This window comes from Pseudomonas sp. Ant30-3 (assembly GCF_000690905.1).
Lineage (GTDB): Bacteria > Pseudomonadota > Gammaproteobacteria > Pseudomonadales > Pseudomonadaceae > Aquipseudomonas.
This window is the reverse complement of sequence record NZ_JMCL01000003.1, coordinates 1-1,839: the sequence shown is the minus strand read 5'-3', so window position 1 is coordinate 1,839 and position 1,839 is coordinate 1. Positions and strand designations below refer to the sequence as shown.

General features: G+C 58.4%; 1 protein-coding gene. It reads left to right on the top strand.

The annotated features are described in order from the left end of the window. The first annotated feature begins 458 nt into the window (after positions 1 to 458). The gene (gene ltrA, locus DU29_RS0100690) at positions 459 to 1,751 is read left to right on the top strand and encodes a group II intron reverse transcriptase/maturase (RefSeq protein ID WP_017341082.1); all 1,293 of its coding nucleotides are present in this window, start codon (positions 459 to 461) and stop codon (positions 1,749 to 1,751) included. Positions 1,752 to 1,839 lie beyond the last annotated feature (88 nt).

Here is a 1,839-nt window from a genome sequence, read left to right as displayed (position 1 = left end):
TTTTTTATGTGCGCCCAGCATGGGCGCAATCTTGTGGGTGAAAGTCCCGCCGTAAGCTGACCACAGCGAACGAAGTGAAGCGCAACTGCATGAGGGCGACCGAGTGTGGGGAGGAAGCGTGAATCGAAACCGCGAGCCGATGTACAAGAACCGGATACAAGGCGAAGCCGACCAGGGCGAGCGGGCATAAAACCGCGAAGCTCTTGTGGTCAAGGGTCAGGCAGCGTAAATCCGGCGGTTGTGCGGTGAAGGATTGCGTTCTTACCTGGGGAGATCTCGCCTTGTGCCTGAAAGGGCGACGGCGCGAGTCGGAGCGAGAAGTCAGCAGAGGCCGTAGTAGTCTTTTTTTTGACGAAGGGCCGAACGAGAGAAAGCGTCATAGGCCATGTTGATGCGAAAGACCGGAAGTCAGATGCCTGCCAAACGCGGGGCGGACGGAGATAACGAGCGGTGAAACCGTGAGAAATCCTGTCAGCGACGAGGTCAATCGCCCGCAAAATGAACCCGATAACGCAGGACAAGGGCTGCTGGAACGGGCCTTTGCGAGAGAAAACCTGAAACGGGCGTGGAAACGGGTCAAGGCCAACAAAGGTGCAGCGGGAGTCGACGGTCTGGATATTGATCAGACGGCCGAGTACCTGCTGACCCAATGGGCGGGGATTCGTGAACAGCTTCTTTCAGGAGTCTACCGGCCCAGTCCGGTACGGCGTGTGGTCATTCCCAAACCTGACGGCGGTCAACGCGAGTTGGGTATCCCAACGGTCACCGACCGTTTGATCCAACAAGCGTTGCTGCAAGCCTTGCAGCCATTACTCGATCCGACCTTCAGTGAACACAGCTACGGCTTCCGTCCGGGACGCTGTGCGCAGGACGCCGTTTTAGCGGCTCAGCGCTATGCCTCTTCAGGACGTAAAGTGGTGGTGGATGTTGATCTGGAGAAGTTCTTCGACCGGGTCGATCACGACATCTTGATGGATCGTTTGCGCAAACGGATTACGGATCAGGCGGTTATCCGGCTGATTCGCGCCTATCTGGATGCGGGAACGCTGATCAATGGCGTGGTCGAGAAAAGCCGCTGCGGGGCGCCGCAAGGCGGCCCACTGTCGCCGTTGTTGGCGAACGTGCTGCTGGACGAAGTGGATCGGGAGCTTGAACGCCGAGGCCATTGTTTCGTGCGCTATGCCGACGATGCGAACGTGTATGTGCGCAGTCAGAAGGCGGGGCAGCGGGTAATGGCCCTGCTGAGGCGGCTGTACGAAAAGCTGCACTTGAGCGTCAACGAGAGCAAGAGTGCAGTGACGAGCGCGTTTGGTCGCAAGTTTCTGGGCTATGAGTTGTGGTCAGCCCGAAGTGAAGTCAAGCGCGCGGTCTCTTATAAGGCGCAGAAACAGTTCAAGCAGCGTATCCGCTGGCTTACCCGGCGCTCCTGCGGGCGTAGCTTGCAACAGGTCGCAGATAATCTTCGGCCTTATCTTTTGGGCTGGAAAGCCTACTTCACGTTGTCGCAAACACCGGCAGTCTGGCGCAAGCTGGACGAATGGATACGACATCGACTGAGAGCGATCCAGCTCAGGCAGTGGAAGCGTGGCCCTACGATCTATCGAGAGCTGCGGACACTGGGGGCGAGCCAGCAGGTGGCGCAGAGGGTGGCCAGTAACTCTCATCGCTGGTGGCGTAATAGCCGTTTTGAGTTGAATCGTGTGCTGAATATTGCGTGGTTCGACAGGCTGGGATTGGCGCGCCTCTCATAACCTCAATCTCTCGAACCGCCCGGTGCGGACCCGCATGCCGGGTGGTGTGGCAGGGGAGCGGCCTATGAAGGCCGTCCCCTATGCCGAT